We start from the raw sequence: 15539 nt of genomic DNA, 5'->3' as shown, positions 1-15539 counted from the left end.
CCATATCGGAGTTCGGCTCGATCTACCGCCTCGACCGTTGCAGTCTTATTACGGCTTTGTAAACCTAGAAAAAAGTTCACCTTGACCCTGCTCGGAGCCCGCCGCTACGGTCTCGGAAATTAAGCACATGATCTTATTCATGATTTCCGGGGAGGGAGAAGATCTTGTCGCAGAATGAGCGAATAGCTCACTCGAAGATCACCCGTAAGTTCCGGTCCGAAGGCCGCCAGCTCCTGTTCACGCAGGGGAAGGGCGGTGAGGTTTCGGACGCGAACGGGATGACGTACATCGACTTCGTCATGGGATACGGGCCGGTGATAATTGGCCACTCGGACGAACTCTTCAATGAAATTCTGAGCGGCTATCTCGGTAACGGCGTGATGATGCCGGGCTACACGACCTTCCACTCGGAGTACCTGGAGCGGCTGCTCGGCGAGCGGACCGGCGACCGCGGCGCGTTCTTCAAGACCGCCTCCGAGGCCGTCACCGCGACCCTGCGGCTGGCCGCGATGCGCAACGGCCGGCTGGGGGTGCTGCGCAGCGGCTACATCGGCTGGCACGACGCGCAGATCGCCAACTCCCTCAAATGGCACGAGCCGCTCCACTCGCCGCTGCGCGAGAAACTGCGCTACACCGACGCGATGCGCGGCATCGGCGACACCGAGCCCGCGGTGAACTGGGTGGACCTGCGGCTGGAGTCGCTGGCCGAGATCCTGGACCGCTACCGGGACCGGCTGGGCTGTTTCGTCTTCGACGCCTACCTCGCCTCGTTCACCACGCCCGAGGTGCTGCGGCAGGCCGTCGCGATGTGCCGGGACGCCGGCCTGCTCACCGTCTTCGACGAGACCAAGACCGGCGGCCGCATCTCGCCGCTCGGCTACGACCACGACCACGCCATCGGCTCGGACCTCGTCGTGATCGGCAAGGCGCTGGCCAACGGGGCGCCGCTCAGCCTGGTGGTGGGCGCCGCCGATCTGCTGGCCGACGCCGAACGGGCCCGGCTCAGCGGCACGTTCTCCAAGGAGATGATCGCCGTGTACGCGGCGCTGGCGACACGCGACATACTGGAAAAGCCCATCGGCGACGCGCCGGACGGCTGGGCCGAGATCGGCCGGATCGGCACGCAGGTGGCGGCCACCCTGACCGCCGCCGCCGAGGACGCCGGAGTGGCGGCCCTGGTCGGCGCCCGTCCCGTCCTGGGCGGCGGGATGTTCGAGCTGGTCTACCACGACGACGCGCTGCTGGGCGACAAGACGCGGCGCGAGGCGCTGCTCGCCGCGCTCACCGGCGCCGGCATCCTGCTCCTCGAAGGGCACCCGTCGTTCGTCAGCGTGGCCCACCGGGAGATCGACCCGGACGAGCTGCGCGGCCGGGCGCGCCGCGCGTTCGAGCAGTGGAGCGCGACAGTGGAGGCCGGCCGTGACTGACCTCCCGCGCCTCGCCCTGGTCGGCTGCGGCCGGCAGATGCGCCAGAACCTCCTGCCGTTCCTGCAGCGCGCACGCGGCAACCGGATCGTGGCCTGCGTCGACCCCGACCTGTCCCTGGCCAAGGAGCTGCAGGAGGAGTCCGGGGCGGCGGTCTGCGCCGACTCGATCGAGGCGCTCGACCTGGACACCGTGGACGCGGCCGTCATCGCGGTGCCGCCCGAGCCGTCGTACCGGCTGACCCGCCAGCTGGTGGAGGGCGGCGTCGACTGCTTCGTGGAGAAGCCGGCCGGGCCCTCGACGCCCGCGTTGCAGGACCTCCACCACGTCGTGGACCGGAGCGGCCGGCACGTCCAGGTGGGCTTCAACTTCCGGTACGCCGAGACGCTGCAGCGGCTGCACGAGCTGAGCCAGGACGCCCGGGCGACCTCGTGCTCGGTGACGATCGACTTCTACAGCCGTCATCCCTCGGTCCCGCAGTGGGGCGTGGACACGACGCTGGAGGCGTGGATCCGGCACAACGGGGTGCACGCCCTGGACCTGGCCCGCTGGTTCACCCCCTCCCCCGCCGCCCAGGTGGACGCGCACGTCATCCCCGGCGAGGGCGACCGCTTCCAGGTGAACGTGGTCATCCGGCACCGCGACGGGTCCCTGTCGACGTTGCGGATGGGCAACCACGTCAAGCGGTTCCTCGTGGGCGTCATGGTGCAGGGCATGGACGGCAGCCGCTACAGCGCGCCGTCCCTGGAGCGGGTGACCCTGGACCTGGCCGACGGAATGCCGCTCGGCCAGGAGCTGCACAGCACGAAGAACCTCGACCACGGCTGGGGCCGGAGCGGCTTCGGCCCGGAACTGGAGGCGTTCGTGGCGTCCTGCCGGGGCGACGCGTCCCGTCCGGACGGCACGCCGTCGGTCGCCGACGCGCTCGCCGCCTCCGTGCTGGCCGACCAGGTGATGGAGGAGATCGACCGGGCCGGCAAGAACGGGCTGGGACACCTGACGGACGCGGTCCAGGCCTCCGCGTAGGCCGGCCGGTGACCACGGAGGGACCGACGACGGAGGAAGCATGGGCCAGACGCGACCGGTAGGCCGGGCCGGAGAGGCACGGCCGGTCGCGTCGCCGGCCGTGCTCGGATGGATCGCCGCCCGGTTGCGCGCGCACCGGCCGCTGCTGCTGGTGTTCACCGTGGCGGCGGTGGCGGCGAACGTGTGCACGACGCTGGTGCCGGTCCAGATCGGCGCGGCGTTCGCCGAGGCGACCGGCGGGCGCGCCGACCTCGGCGTGCTGGCCGCCGCGGCGGTCGCCACCGCGCTGCTGGCGGCCGGCCGGTTCGCCGCCGACCTGCTGTCGCACGGCTCGATGGAGGTCGTCGCCCAGCGGGTCAAACGGAACGTGCGCGACGAGCTGTACCGCGCTCTGCTGGCCAAGCGCATGTCGTTCCACGATCAGCAGCGCGTCGGCGACATCATGGCCCGCGCCATCAACGACGCGCGGCTCGTCGACTACATGTTCAGCCCGGGCGTCTCCACCGCGTTCAACGCGCTGCTGGCGCTGGTGGTGCCGATCGCGTTCATCGCCTCGATGGACGCCCGGCTCCTGCTCGCCCCCTGCGCGCTGATCGTGGTGTTCGCGATCGCGCTGCGCCGGCACCTGCGGCGGCTGCAGCCGCTGACGATGCGCATCCGGGAGACGTTCGCCGACCTGAACGAGCGCTTCTCCACCACCCTGTCCGGCATCGCCACCGTGAAGGCCGCCACCCAGGAGGAGCACGAGCGGCTCGCGTTCCGGCGGGCCGCCGCCGTCTACCGGGACACCTTCGTGCGGCGCGGCCGGGCGCAGGCCGTCTACCTGCCCGCGCTCAGCTTCGCCGTCGCGATGGCCGTCGGCGCCCTGCACTCCCTGTACCTGTACGGCCAGGGCGAGCTGGCGCTCGCGCAGGTCGTCACCTACCTGGGCTGGCTGGTGTCGCTGGCGCAGCCGGTCACCCTGTCGGAGCAGGCCGTGCCGGTCGTCCAGGAGGGACTGGCCGCCGCCGCCCGGATGCGGCAGATCATCGACGGGCCCGGCGACCTGGAGGAGACCACCGGCGTCACGACGGCCGTCGAGGGCGCGATCACCTTCGACCGGGTGACCCTGCGCCACGACGGTAAGGACATCCTGAGTGAGGTGTCGTTCCACCTGCCCGCCGGGCGCACGCTGGCCGTCGTCGGCCCCACCGGCAGCGGCAAGAGCATGCTGCTGAAACTCGTCGGCCGCATGTACGACGCCGACGAGGGGCGGGTGCTGATCGACGGCCGGGACGTGCGCGACTGGGAGCCGGGCGCGCTGCGCCGCCAGATCGGCCACGTGGACCAGGAGATCTTCCTGTTCTCCAAGAGCGTGCTGGACAACATCGCCTTCGGCGCACCGGCAGGGACCGCCGCCGACGAGGACGTCAAGCGCGTCGCCAAGCTGGCCTGCGCCGACGAGTTCGTCCAGGCGATGGAGCAGGGCTACGCCACCGTCCTGAACGAGGGCGGCACGACACTGTCCGGCGGCCAGCGCCAGCGGCTGGCCATCGCCAGGGCGCTGCTCACCGACCCGCGCGTCCTCACCCTGGACGACGCGACCAGCGCGATCGACGCGAGCACGGAGGCGACCATCACCGAGGCGATCGAGCGAGCGACGTCCGGCCGCACCACCGTGCTGGTCTCGCACCGCCCGGGCCAGATCCGGCGCGCGGACCTCATCCTGCTGCTGGACGCCGGGCGGGGCGTCGACCTCGGCGGGCACGACGAGCTGATGGCGCGCTGCGCGCTCTACCGGGAGATCTACAGTGACTGACCTGTTCGCGGGCCTGCACGCCGACGCGTACGATCGCGTCTACGGCAACCGCCGCCTCCTGGGCCGCATCCTGACCTACCTGCGCGCCCAGCGCGGCACGATGCTGGGCTGCGCCGTCCTCGTGGTGGGGTCGGCCCTGCTGACCGCCTCGGTGCCCGTCGTCATCGCGCAGCTGATCGACGAGGTCGGCGGCGGGGCCGGGCTGGGCCTGTGGCTGTGCCTGTTCGTCGTCGCCGCCGCGGTGCTGGCGTGGGCGATGAACTGGGCGCGCCAGGCCGTCACCGCCCGGCTGGTCGGCGACATGGTCTACCGGCTGCAGTGCGAGGCCGCCGACGCCGCGCTGGACAAGGACGTCGTCTTCCACGACGACAACTCCGTCGGGCGGGTGCTCAGCCGGGTCACCGGTGACACCGAGGGCTTCGGCTCGGTGATGACGCTCACCCTGAACCTGCTCAGCCAGTCGCTGCTGGTCCTGCTGCTGGGCGGCGTGGTGTTCTGGACCGACCCGGGCCTGGGCCTGATCATCCTGGCCGCGCTGCCGTTCCTGCTGGGCACGGCGCTGGCCTTCCGCCGGATCGCCCGCACGGCGGCGGCCGCCACCCGGCGGGTGATGGCCAGGGTCAACGCCAACGTGCACGAGTCGATGATGGGCATCGCCGTCGCCAAGGGCTTCGGCCGCGAGCAGACCGTCTACGACGACTTCGACGACGTCAACCGGCTGTCGTACCGGGTGTACGTGCGCCAGGGGCTCATCTACGCGGTCATCCTGCCGGTGCTGACCCTGCTGGCGGGGCTGGCGACGGCCGTGGTGCTCTACCAGGGCGGGCGCTTCGCGGTGCTCGGCCGGCTCTCGCCCGGCGAGTGGTACTTCGCGCTGCAGGCGCTCGGCATGCTGTGGCAGCCGGTCACCCAGGCGGCGGCGTTCTGGAGCCTGTTCCAGCAGGGACTCGCCGCCGCGGAACGGGTGTTCGCGCTCATCGACGACCGCGGTTCGGTCGTCCGGCGCGGACGGGAGCCGGTGCCCCGCCTGGACGGCGAGATCGAGGCGCGCGGCCTGTGTTTCGGCTACGGCTCCGGCGCCCCCGTCTTCGACGGGCTGGACCTGCGGATCCCCGCCCGCGAGACGGTGGCGATCGTCGGGCGAACGGGGAGCGGCAAGTCCACACTCGCCAAGATCATCGCCCGTGCGTACGACTTCCAGGGCGGCGAACTGCTCGTCGACGGCCGCGACGTCGGCGCGCTCGACCTGACGGCCTACCGGCGGCGCGTCGGCGTCGTGCCACAGCACCCGTTCGTGTTCGCCGGCACGCTCGCCGAGAACATCGCCTACGGCCGTCCCGGAGCGGACCTGGCCGACGTCGAGCGCGCCATCGACCGGATCGGGCGCCGGGTGTGGACGCGCAGCATGCCGATGTCCCCGCACGACCGGCTCACCGACGGTGGCCGGGGGGTGTCGGTCGGGCAGCGGCAGCTCATCGCGGTGGCGCGGATGTTCGTGCGCGAGCCCGACATCGTGCTCCTGGACGAGCCGACCGCCAGCGTCGACCCCCTGACCGAGCGGGGCATCCAGAACGCGCTGACCCGGCTGTTCGCCGGCCGGACCGTCCTGGTCATCGCGCACCGGCTGTCGACCATCCGGCGGGCCGACCGGATCCTCGTCCTCGAAGAGGGCCGGATCGCCGAGGACGGCCCCTTCGACGAGCTGCTGAGCCGCGACGGGCCGTTCGCCGCCCTGTACGCCACGTACTACGCCCACCAGGAGACGGCGTGAACGGCCCCTCGGATCACCAGCCGGGGTGCTGTGCGCCGCACCCGCCGGAGTTCGACGTGATCCAGCGGGAGGCCACGGCCGAGGGGGTGCGCTGCGTGGTGGGCGCCGTCCTGGTCAACCCGCGCGGCGAGGTGTTCCTGCAGCGCCGCGCCCCGCACGTCCGGCTGTTCCCCGGCTGCTGGGACATCGTCGGCGGGCACGTGGAGGCCGGTGAGACGCTGTGCGCGGCGCTGGCCCGCGAGATCGCCGAGGAGACCGGCTGGCGCTTGGAGCGGGTCGGCGACCTGGTCAAGGCGTTCGACTGGCAGGGCGGCGACGGCACCCGCAGGCGCGAGATCGACGTGCTCGCCACCGTCACCGGAGACCTGGAACGGCCCCGCATCGAACACGACAAATTCGTCGAGGCCGGCTGGCTGGACGCGGCCCGGCTGCGCGCCCTGGCCGCCGGCGGCGGTGAGACCGGCATGATCGACCTCGCCCTGCGCGCCCTCGCCATGCGCTCCCCCCTGGGGAACGCCCCGCCTACCTGGAGACGCTGATCACATGATCTCGCTCGCGCTGCCCAAGGGATCGGCTCTGGAGCGCCCGGTCCTGAGCCTCTTCGCCGCCGCCGGGCTCGGCGTGCACCGGACCTCGGGCCGCAGCTACCGGGCGAGCATCGACTACGGCGGCCCGATCCAGGTCGTCTTCTTCAAGCCCCGGGAGATCCCGCTGGTCCTGGAGAGGGGCGCCTTCGACTTCGGCGTCGCCGGCACCGACTGGATCGAGGAGACCGGCGCCAAGGTCGAGATCGTGGAGCCGGTGGCGGCGGGCCACTCGTGGCGCATGGTGCTGGCCGTACCGGCGGGGGATCCCGGCGGCCTGTCCCCGGGCGCCCGCGTGGCCACCGAGTTCCCCGACATCGGCCGGCAGTACCTGCGCAGCCGGGGGCTGGCGGCCGAGGTGGTGCACTCCTACGGCGCCAGCCAGGCCAAGATCCCCGAGCTCGCGGACGCCGTCATCGAGGTGCTCGAGCCGGGCGCGTCCCTCGCGCCGGACCTGCGGATCGTCGACACGGTGCGCACCTGCGCGCCACGGCTCGTCGCCGGGCCGCACGCCTGGCGGGACGCCCGCAAGCGCGCCAGGATCCAGCGGGTGGCCCGGCTGCTGGACTCGGTGCGGGCGGGGGCGGCGCACGTGCTGCTCACGGTGCGCACGTCGTCGCGCGAGCTGCCGCGCGTCGCGCCGGCGCTGCCCCCGAGCTCGTGGCGCGTCGGCGACCCGCGCGAGGACGGCCTGGTGGTGGTGCAGGGGCTGGCGGCGCGGCGCGGCGTGGCCGAGACCATCGACGGCATCCTGGCCGCGGGCGCGGCCGACGTCGTGGCGTCCCCGGTCGGCCGGGTCGTGACCCATCAGCCGGAGCCCCCCTCGGGGAGCCCCGCCGACCGTGAGACCGGCGGGTCGTGACCCCTCGGCCGGGGCACCCGTCGCATGGGCCTCGCCGACCGTGAGACCAGCGGGTCGTGACCTATCAGCCGGGGCCCCTCGGGGAAGCCCCGCCGACCGTGAGGAGCGTGCCGCCCGTGGAACGCCGAATGATCGTCTGCGACCTGGACGGCACGCTGCTCGACTCGCGCGGCGAGCTGTCCGGGCGCACCCGCGCGGCCGTGCGCCGCGTCCGGGCGGACGGCCACGTGTTCGTCGTCGCGACGGCACGGCCCGTCCGCGACACCCGGCACCTGGTCGCGGGCCTGAACGACACGACCGACGCGACCGACACGACCGACACGAGCAACGCGACCATCGCGGTCTGCGGCAACGGCTCCGTCGTCTACGACTTCGCCAGGAACGAGGTGGTCGACCACCACCCGCTCGCCGAGGCGGACGTGGTGACGGCGCTGACGGCGCTGCGCGAACGGTTCCCCGGCATCCGGCTGGGCGCCGAGTGCCATCTGGAACTGCTGCTGGAGGACGCCTTCGAACTGTCCCCCGCGCTGGCCGGCGACGCCAGGCGGGTGCCGAGGCTGGAGGAGGCCATCGACCGGCACGGCGTCGGCAAGATCATGGTCCAGCTGGAGGGGGCGGCCCGCCAGTACTACGAGAGCGTGGGCGTGCTGCTGCCCGGCTGCGAGGTCACCGTGTCGGCGGACGTGTTCTGCGAGGTGACCCGCGCCGGGGTGACGAAGGCGGCCGCCCTGGAGGCGATGGCCGGCCGGCTCGGCTTCGGCCGCCCGGAGGTGATCGCCTTCGGCGACATGCCCAACGACCTGCCGATGCTGACCTGGTCGGGGACGGCGGTCGCGGTCGCCAACGCCCACCCGGCGGTGCTCGCGGCGGTCCACGAGGTGACCTCGTCCAACGACGAGGACGGCGTCGCCATATGGCTGGAACGGTTATCAGAGAAGCATTGACACTTGTCTGATGAGTACGCATTCTAGTCGAAGGTTCGGTTTGGGAGGTTCGCATGCCCCGCCTGTTCATCCGGTTGTCGACCGCTCTTTGCGTTCTTTTCACGCTCACCGCCTGCGGGGGCTCGCAGGTCACCGCCCAGGACGCGGGGGCGGACGGGGCCGCCGCCGGCGGCTCCGACCTGCGGGTGGGCGTCGCCTACAGCCGGGGCGGACGCGGCGACAAGTCCTTCAACGACTCCGCAGGGGCGGGTGTCGACCAGGCCAGGGCCAAGCTCGGAGTCGGGGTCAAGGAGCTGAGCCCGAACGCGGCCGGCTCCGACCTGGAGGAGATCCTGCGCCTCCTGGCCGAGACGGGCCACAACCCCGTACTGGCCGTCGGCTTCTTCTACGCCCAGCCGCTCACGAAGGTCGCGCCCGCGTACCCGAAGACGCACTTCGTCATCATCGACGACGCGACGGTGAAGCTGCCCAACGTCACCAACGTGGTGTTCCGCGAGGAGCAGGCCAGCTACCTGGTCGGGGCCGCGGCGGCGCTGAAGTCCGCCACCGGGCGGATCGGCTTCGTCGGTGGCGTACAGACGCCGCCCCAGGAGAAGTTCCTGGCCGGGTACGCCGCCGGCGCCCGCGCGATCGACCCGAAGATCCGGCTGTCGAGCGTCTTCATGACGCAGCCGCCCGACTTCAGCGGGTTCTCCTCCCCCGACAAGGCGCGGGAGGCGGCCCGCGGCATGTACGACAGCGGCGCCGACGTCGTCTACCACGCGGCCGGCGCGTCGGGGCTCGGCGTCTTCCAGGCGGCCAAGGCGGCGGGCAAGTGGGCCATCGGCGTCGACGTCGACCAGCGCCGCACCGTCGGCAAGGACCTGTCCGGCGTGATCCTCACCAGCGCCACCAAGCAGATCGACGTCGCGGTGCGGAGCATCATCGAGGAGGAGGCGGCGGGCAAGGCCGTCTTCGGGGTGCGCGAGTTCGGGCTCGACGAGGACGGCGTCGGCTACGCCACCACCGGCGAGGACCTCTCCGACATCCGGCCCCGGCTGGACGAGATCAGAAAGAAGATCATCGCGGGCGAGATCGACGTGCCGGTCGTCCCGTGACGCGTCCCGAGACGACCTCCTCCGGCACGGGTTCCCTCCCGGGCGCGCCGCTCGTCGAGCTGCGCGGCATCACCAAGCGCTACCCCGGCGTCACCGCCAACCGCGACATGAACCTCGTCGTACGGCCGGGCCAGGTGCACGCCGTGGTCGGCGAGAACGGCGCCGGCAAGTCGACCCTCATGCGCATCCTGTACGGCGAGGAGCGGCCCGACTCCGGCGACCTGCTGCTCGACGGCGTCCCCGTGCGGTTCCGGTCGCCCGCCGACGCCATCGCGGCCGGGATCGGCATGGTGCACCAGCACTTCCTGCTCGCCGAGAACCTGACCGTGCTGGAGAACGTGATCCTGGGCGCCGAGACCTCGCGCCGGGGGCTGCTCGACCGCCGCGCGAGCGCCCGCGCCCTGCGCGACCTCGGCGAGCGCTACGGCCTGGCCGTCGACCCCGGCGCCAGGATCGAGCACCTGGGCCTGGGCGAGCGGCAGCGGGTGGAGATCCTCAAGGCCCTGTACCGGGGGGCGCGCGTGCTGATCCTCGACGAGCCCACCACGGTGCTCGCGCCCGGCGAGGTGACGCGCCTGTTCGCCAGCCTCGCCGAGCTGCGCGCGCGGGGCCTGGCCGTGCTGTTCATCTCGCACAAGCTCGACGAGGTGCTCAGCGTCTCCGACCACGTCACCGTCATCCGCGCCGGCACCTCCGTGGGCGAGTTCGCCGCCGGCGACGCCGACCCGGGCGTGCTCACCCGGCTCATCGCGGGCGGCGACCTGCCGTCCGCCGCGCGCGGCGGGCGCGCCGAGAGCGGCCCCGTCGTGCTGCGCGTGGACGGCCTGCGCACCGACGCCGTCCAGGGGGCCTCCCTGGAGCTGGCCGGGGGCGAGATCCTGGGCATCGCGGGCGTCCAGGGCAACGGGCAGTCCGAGCTGATCGACGCGCTGGTGGGCACCCGCGAGATCACGGCCGGAACCGTGCACCTCGGCGGCCATGACGCCACCCGGCTGGGCGTGCGCCGGCGCCGCCGCCTCGGGCTGGCGTGCATCCCCGAGGACCGGCACCGCCACGCGCTGGCACTGCCCGCCACGCTGTGGGAGAACGTCATGCTGGGCAGCGAGGACCTGCGCCGCCGCAGCCGGTGGCGCCTGGACCGCGCGGCCGCCCGGGAGGCCGCCGGGGAGATCGGCGCCCGCCTCGGCGTCGGCGCGCCCTCCCCCGACTTCCCCGCCGCCGCGCTGTCCGGCGGCAACCAGCAGAAACTCGTCGTCGGCCGGGCGCTGCGCGGCCGTCCCGAGGTGCTGCTGGCCGCCCACCCCACCCTCGGCGTGGACGTCGGCGCCCAGGCCGTCATCCGGGACCTGCTGCGCGACGCCCGGGACGCCGGGCTGGCCGTCCTGCTGGTCAGCGCCGACCTCGACGAGGTGCTCGCCCTGAGCGACCGCGTACAGGTCATGCTGCGCGGCCGGCTGACGCCCGCCCTGCCGGCCGGCGAGCTGACCCCGGCGCGCCTGGTCCGGCTGATGACGGGGGCGCGATGAACGCGACGAACGCGACGAACACGGCCGCCGCCCGGTTCCGGGGGGTGCCGCGCGCGCTCGCCGCGCCCGCGCTCGCGCTGCTGATGGCCCTCGTCGTGGCCACGGCGCTGCTGGCCGTGGCGGGCGCGTCGCCGGGGAGGACGTACCTGACGATGCTGGAGTTCGGCGCGCGGCCGGACTCGGTCGTCTCGGCCGTCAACCGGTCGGTCGTCTACTTCCTCGCCGGTCTCGCGGTGGCCGTCACGTTCCGCATGAACCTGTTCAACATCGGCGTGGAGGGCCAGTACCGCCTCGCCGCGCTGCTGGCGGCGGCCGTCGGCGCGAGCCTGGACCTGCCGGCGCCCCTGCACGTGGCCGTCATGTGCGCGGTCGCCGTGCTCGCCGGGGCCGCGTGGGCCGCGCTGGCCGCGCTGCTCAAGGTGTGGCGCGGCGTCTCCGAGGTGCTGTCGACGCTGCTGCTGAACTACGTCGCCACCGCGGTCGTGGCGTACCTGCTGGCCGAGGTGTTCGCCGCCGGCAGCACGACGGGATCGACCGCCGAACTGCCGGCCTCGGCCCGCCTGCCCGAGCTGAACGGCCTGCTCGCCCTGGTCGGGGTGACGCTCCCCGGCGGCGCGAGCCTCGGCGGGGCCGTGCTCGGCGCCGTCGTCCTGGGCGTGGCCGTGCACCTGCTGCTCACCCGGACGCTGTTCGGGCACGACCTGCGGATGAGCGGGCTGAACGCCGCGGCGACCCGCGTCCACGGCGTCGACCCGCGCCGCATGACCATCGTGACGATGCTCGTCTCGGGCGGTATCGCCGGGCTTGCCGGGCTGCCCCACCTGCTGGGCACCGCCTACCACTTCGGCCTGGACTTCCCGGCCGGGGCGGGCTTCACCGGCATCGCGGTGGCCCTCCTGGGCCGCAACACCCCGCTCGGCATCGCGCTGGCCGCCCTGCTCTTCGGCTTCCTGGAGCGGTCGGCGCTCATCCTCGACATCGAGGGCGTGCCCAAGGAGATCGTCACGATCATGCAGGGCGTCATCGTGATCAGCGTCGTGGTCGCGCACGAGGTGGTGCGCCGCGCGGAACGCCGCCGCGCCGCGCGGCTGGTGCGCGAGCGGACCGAACCGGACGCCACGCCGGCCCCGGTGCCGGGACGGGTCCCGTGAACGCGCTGACGCGGCGGCTGCCGCTGATCGTCCTCCTCGTGCTGCTGGCACTGGCGGGCGTCCGCGTCCTCACCGGCGAGGCGCTCGCCGACTCCGGCATGGTCGGCGCCGCGCTCCGCCTCGCGGTGCCGATCGGGCTGGCCGGCCTGAGCGGGCTGTGGAGCGAGCGCGCGGGCGTCGCCAACCTCGGCATCGAGGGCATGATGATCATCGGGACGGTGTGCGGGGCGTGGGCGGGCCACTTCCACGGCGTCTGGGCCGGCGTGCTGGCCGGAATCCTGGGCGGCGCCGCCGCCGGCCTGCTGCACGCCGTCGTCACCGTCACCTTCGGCGTCGACCAGGTGGTGTGCGGCATCGCGGTCAACATCCTGGCGGCTGGGGTGGCGCGCTTCCTGTGCGTCGTCGTGTTCACCGGCCTGCCCGGTGCCGGGGCCACCCAGTCGCCGCCCGTCACGGGCGACATCGGCACCGTCAGCGTGCCGCTGCTCGCCGGTGGCGCGGGCGGCGTCGACCTGCTGGGCGACCTGGAACGCGGCGGCGTCTTCCTCCTCGCGGACGCCGCCGGCCTGCTGCGGGGGCTGCTTCACGAGGTGTCGTGGCTCACCGTGGCCGCCGTCGTGCTCGTCCCGGTCAGCGTCGTCGTACTGTGGCACACCGCGTTCGGGCTGCGGCTGCGCTCGGCCGGGGAGCACCCGGCCGCGGCCGACTCGCTCGGGGTGCCGGTCCAGCGCATGCGCTACTGCGGCGTGCTCGTCTCCGGCGGGCTGGCCGGTCTCGCCGGCGCCTACCTCGTCACCGTCTCCTCCGGCCTCTACCAGGAGGGCCAGACCGGCGGGCGCGGCTTCATCGGGCTCGCCGCCATGATCTTCGGCAACTGGCGGCCGTTCGGCACGGCGGGCGGGGCGCTGCTGTTCGGCTACGCCGACGCCGTGCAGCTGCGCCAGGCGAGCGCCGTGCACACCCTGCTGCTGCTGGGCGCGGTGCTGGCGTGGGCGGCGGCGATCGCCCTCGCGCGGCGGCGGCCCCGCCTGGCGGCCGGCATGGCACTGCTCGGCGCGGCCGCCTTCGTGATCTTCGAGAGCACCGGTTCGGTGCCCAGCCAGCTCATCTACGCCACGCCGTACCTGACCACGCTGCTGGTGCTGGCCACGGTCGCCCAGCGGCTGCGCATGCCCGCCTACGTCGGCCTGCCCTACCGGCGGGGAGGTGCCTGACCGTGACGCGTCCGCCGGAGACCCGGCTGCTGGCCTACCTGGACCGCTGGTCGGCGGCGCCCGGACAGCACGTGGCCGTGCACGCGAGCGGGCCCGCCGGAGCCGCGGAGGTCGAGCTGACCGACCTGGTGAGCCAGACCGTCCTCGGCCCGGCGACGCCGGTCACCGTCGAGCCCCGGCGCGTCCGGACCGGCTCCCACCTGGAGGCCGCCGACGTGCCGGTGCCCGCCCGGGGCGGCGTCGCGGTGTGGCTGCGCCCGCACGAGCGCCGGGACGCCGGTGCCCGCCAGGTCGTGGCGGAGCTGGCCGCAGGCGGCTGGCGGCTGCTGGTCACCCTGGAGGAGACCGGGCACCCCGGGGCCGCCGTCGAGACCCGGTCCGGCTCCCTGCGCGTACGATCCGGCCCGGCCGTCCCCCACGGGTCGTGGTCCCTGCTGGTGGCCGCCTGGGAGGCGGAGCCGTCCGGCACCCGGCTGCGCCTGGCCGTCCGGGGTGGCGCGCGCGACGACGCCGCCGCGCACGGGGCGGGCCCGCCGCCGCCGCAGGCGACCGCGACCCTGCGTTTCGGCGCGGGCGCGGACCACGGCGACCCGTACGCCGGGCGCCTGGCGCTGCCCCTGCTGACCGGGAACGCGCTCACCCCCGGCGACTGCGACACCCTGGCGGGCCTGACCACCGGCCCGGCCCTGGCCCGGCACCTGGGCGACGGCCTCGTCGCCCTGTGGGACCCGGCCGCCGATCCGGGCGCCCCCGTCGTCCCGGACATCAGTGGCAACGCCCGGCACGCCCGCGCCGTCAACCGGCCGCTCGCCGGGCTCGCCGGCCCCGGCGGAGACGGCACCCGCACCGCCCTCCAGCTCAGCCCGGAGGACCTGGACGACGCCCGCTGGCCGCGGACGTGCGCGGTGACCGTGCCCGCGGGCACCGGCTCGACCGTGCTCGGCGTGCGGGTGCGCGCCGGCGGCGACTCGTACGTCGTCCCGCTCGTCGTACGCCCGGAGAGCCCGGCCGACCCGGCGAGCCCGGAGAACCCGGTCGCGGTCGTCCTGCCGACGTTCACCTACCTGGCCTACGCCAACCACCGCCAGTCCAGCGAGGCCGAGTACTTCGGCGACTACTCGACGGTGACCGACCGGGGCATCGAGCTGTCCGGCACGGACGCCTACCTCAACGAGCACCGCGAGCTCGGCCTGTCCCTCTACGACCAGCGGCGCGAGGGCGGCCCCGTCTACCACTCCTCGGGGCGGCGCCCGGTGCTCAACCACACGCCCGGCTACCGGTGGTGGATGACCGGGGCGCCCCGGCACTTCGCCGCCGACCTGCTGCTGCTGCGCTGGCTGCGCGCCGAGGGCTTCGCCTTCGACGTCCTGACCGACGAGGACGTGCACGCGGGCGGCGCCGCCCTGCTGGCGCGCTACCGCGTCGTGCTGACCGGCAGCCACCCCGAGTACGTCAGCGCGCCCGAACGCGAGGCCGTCGCGGCGTACGTGTCCGGCGGCGGGCGGCTCATGTACCTGGGCGGCAACGGCTTCTACTGGGTGACCGGCGTCGACCCGCGCCACCCGCACGCGATCGAGGTACGCCGCGGCCACACCGGCGCCTGGTGGGACAACGAGCCCGGCGAGGACGTCCTCACCTCCACCGGGGAGCCCGGCGGGCTGTGGCGCGAGCGCGGCCTGCCGCCCCAGGAACTGCTCGGCGTCGGTTTCGCCGCCCAGGGCTGGGGCCCGGCGCCCGGCTTCACCCGCCTGCCCGACAGCTACCGCGCCGAGGCGGCCTGGGTGTTCGACGGGGTTCCCGGACCGGTCGTCGGCCGCCACGGCCTCGCCCTCGGCGGCGCCGCCGGGGACGAGATCGACCGCGCCGACCCCGGCCTCGGCACCCCGCCCGGCACCCTGCTGCTCGCCACGTCCGCGGGCGGGCACAGCGGTCACTACCAGAACGCGCCGGAGGAGGCCCGTCTGGGCGCGGAAGCCGTCCGCGCCGACATGACGCTTCGCCCGACCCGGGCGGGCGGCGCCGTCTTCGCCGCCGGATCCATCAACTGGGTGGCCAGTCTCGCCTGCTGCGACGGCGACGTCCGGCGCGTCACGCGAAACGTCCTGTCCCGGTTCCTTTCCCCGAAACCCTCAGAGGAGTGA

12 protein-coding genes are annotated in these 15539 nt (G+C 73.8%); all 12 read left to right on the top strand.

The genetic code is table 11. From position 1 onward, the window contains the following. Positions 1 to 164: 164 nt before the first annotated feature. The 12 genes from ACSC1Q_RS36030 to ACSC1Q_RS35975 all read left to right on the top strand — a co-directional run bounded on the left by ACSC1Q_RS36030 (position 165) and on the right by ACSC1Q_RS35975 (position 15539). Positions 165 to 1427 (top strand): aminotransferase class III-fold pyridoxal phosphate-dependent enzyme, encoded by a 1263-nt coding sequence (locus ACSC1Q_RS36030; RefSeq protein ID WP_436763201.1) that lies wholly within the window; start codon positions 165 to 167, stop codon positions 1425 to 1427. Continuing rightward, on the top strand, positions 1420 to 2451 hold the full coding sequence (locus tag ACSC1Q_RS36025) for a Gfo/Idh/MocA family protein (protein WP_436763200.1): 1032 nt from the start codon (positions 1420 to 1422) through the stop codon (positions 2449 to 2451). The genes ACSC1Q_RS36030 and ACSC1Q_RS36025 overlap by 8 nt, the downstream gene beginning before the upstream one ends. Positions 2452 to 2491: 40 nt before the next feature. Continuing rightward, positions 2492 to 4249 carry an ABC transporter ATP-binding protein gene (locus ACSC1Q_RS36020; protein ID WP_436763199.1) on the top strand — a complete coding sequence of 586 codons (1758 nt, stop codon included), beginning with the start codon at positions 2492 to 2494 and terminating at the stop codon, positions 4247 to 4249. Beyond that, complete coding sequence (locus tag ACSC1Q_RS36015) at positions 4242 to 6020, top strand: ABC transporter ATP-binding protein (protein ID WP_436763198.1); 1779 nt, start codon at positions 4242 to 4244, stop codon at positions 6018 to 6020. Before ACSC1Q_RS36020 ends, ACSC1Q_RS36015 begins: the two co-directional genes overlap by 8 nt. Beyond that, positions 6017 to 6559: an NUDIX hydrolase gene (locus ACSC1Q_RS36010; protein WP_436763197.1), complete on the top strand. Its 543-nt coding sequence runs from the start codon at positions 6017 to 6019 to the stop codon at positions 6557 to 6559. The genes ACSC1Q_RS36015 and ACSC1Q_RS36010 overlap by 4 nt, the downstream gene beginning before the upstream one ends. Positions 6560 to 6563: 4 nt before the next feature. Next, positions 6564 to 7466 (top strand): ATP phosphoribosyltransferase, encoded by a 903-nt coding sequence (hisG, locus tag ACSC1Q_RS36005; protein WP_436763196.1) that lies wholly within the window; start codon positions 6564 to 6566, stop codon positions 7464 to 7466. 116 nt (positions 7467 to 7582) lie between these two features. After that, complete coding sequence (locus ACSC1Q_RS36000; protein ID WP_436763195.1) at positions 7583 to 8410, top strand: HAD family hydrolase; 828 nt, start codon at positions 7583 to 7585, stop codon at positions 8408 to 8410. A 53-nt stretch (positions 8411 to 8463) separates the two neighbouring features. Then, positions 8464 to 9507: a BMP family lipoprotein gene (locus tag ACSC1Q_RS35995; RefSeq protein ID WP_436763194.1), complete on the top strand. Its 1044-nt coding sequence runs from the start codon at positions 8464 to 8466 to the stop codon at positions 9505 to 9507. Further along, entirely contained in the window at positions 9504 to 11033 is a 1530-nt protein-coding gene (locus tag ACSC1Q_RS35990; protein ID WP_436763193.1) for an ABC transporter ATP-binding protein, read from the top strand. The genes ACSC1Q_RS35995 and ACSC1Q_RS35990 overlap by 4 nt, the downstream gene beginning before the upstream one ends. Continuing rightward, a complete protein-coding gene (locus ACSC1Q_RS35985; protein WP_436763192.1) occupies positions 11030 to 12184 on the top strand; it encodes an ABC transporter permease in 1155 nt (384 codons plus the stop codon). The genes ACSC1Q_RS35990 and ACSC1Q_RS35985 overlap by 4 nt, the downstream gene beginning before the upstream one ends. Continuing rightward, positions 12181 to 13398, top strand: a complete 1218-nt coding sequence (locus ACSC1Q_RS35980) for an ABC transporter permease (protein ID WP_436763191.1) — start codon at positions 12181 to 12183, stop codon at positions 13396 to 13398. The genes ACSC1Q_RS35985 and ACSC1Q_RS35980 overlap by 4 nt, the downstream gene beginning before the upstream one ends. A gap of 2 nt (positions 13399 to 13400) precedes the next feature. Continuing rightward, the gene (locus tag ACSC1Q_RS35975; protein ID WP_436763190.1) at positions 13401 to 15539 is read left to right on the top strand and encodes a N,N-dimethylformamidase beta subunit family domain-containing protein; all 2139 of its coding nucleotides are present in this window, start codon (positions 13401 to 13403) and stop codon (positions 15537 to 15539) included.

Source organism: Streptosporangium heterodermiicola, assembly GCF_051390675.1.
Taxonomy (GTDB): Bacteria; Actinomycetota; Actinomycetes; order Streptosporangiales; family Streptosporangiaceae; genus Streptosporangium.
The sequence above is the reverse complement of the archived record's forward strand: the minus strand, read 5'-3'. Positions and strand labels throughout refer to the sequence as shown.

Coding starts and splice junctions, on each gene's coding strand:
- ACSC1Q_RS35985 (WP_436763192.1), top strand. CDS start 11,030: ATGAACGCGACGAACGCGACGAACACGGCCGCCGCCCGGTTCCGGGGG.
- ACSC1Q_RS36020 (WP_436763199.1), top strand. CDS start 2,492: ATGGGCCAGACGCGACCGGTAGGCCGGGCCGGAGAGGCACGGCCGGTC.
- hisG (WP_436763196.1), top strand. CDS start 6,564: ATGATCTCGCTCGCGCTGCCCAAGGGATCGGCTCTGGAGCGCCCGGTC.
- ACSC1Q_RS35995 (WP_436763194.1), top strand. CDS start 8,464: ATGCCCCGCCTGTTCATCCGGTTGTCGACCGCTCTTTGCGTTCTTTTC.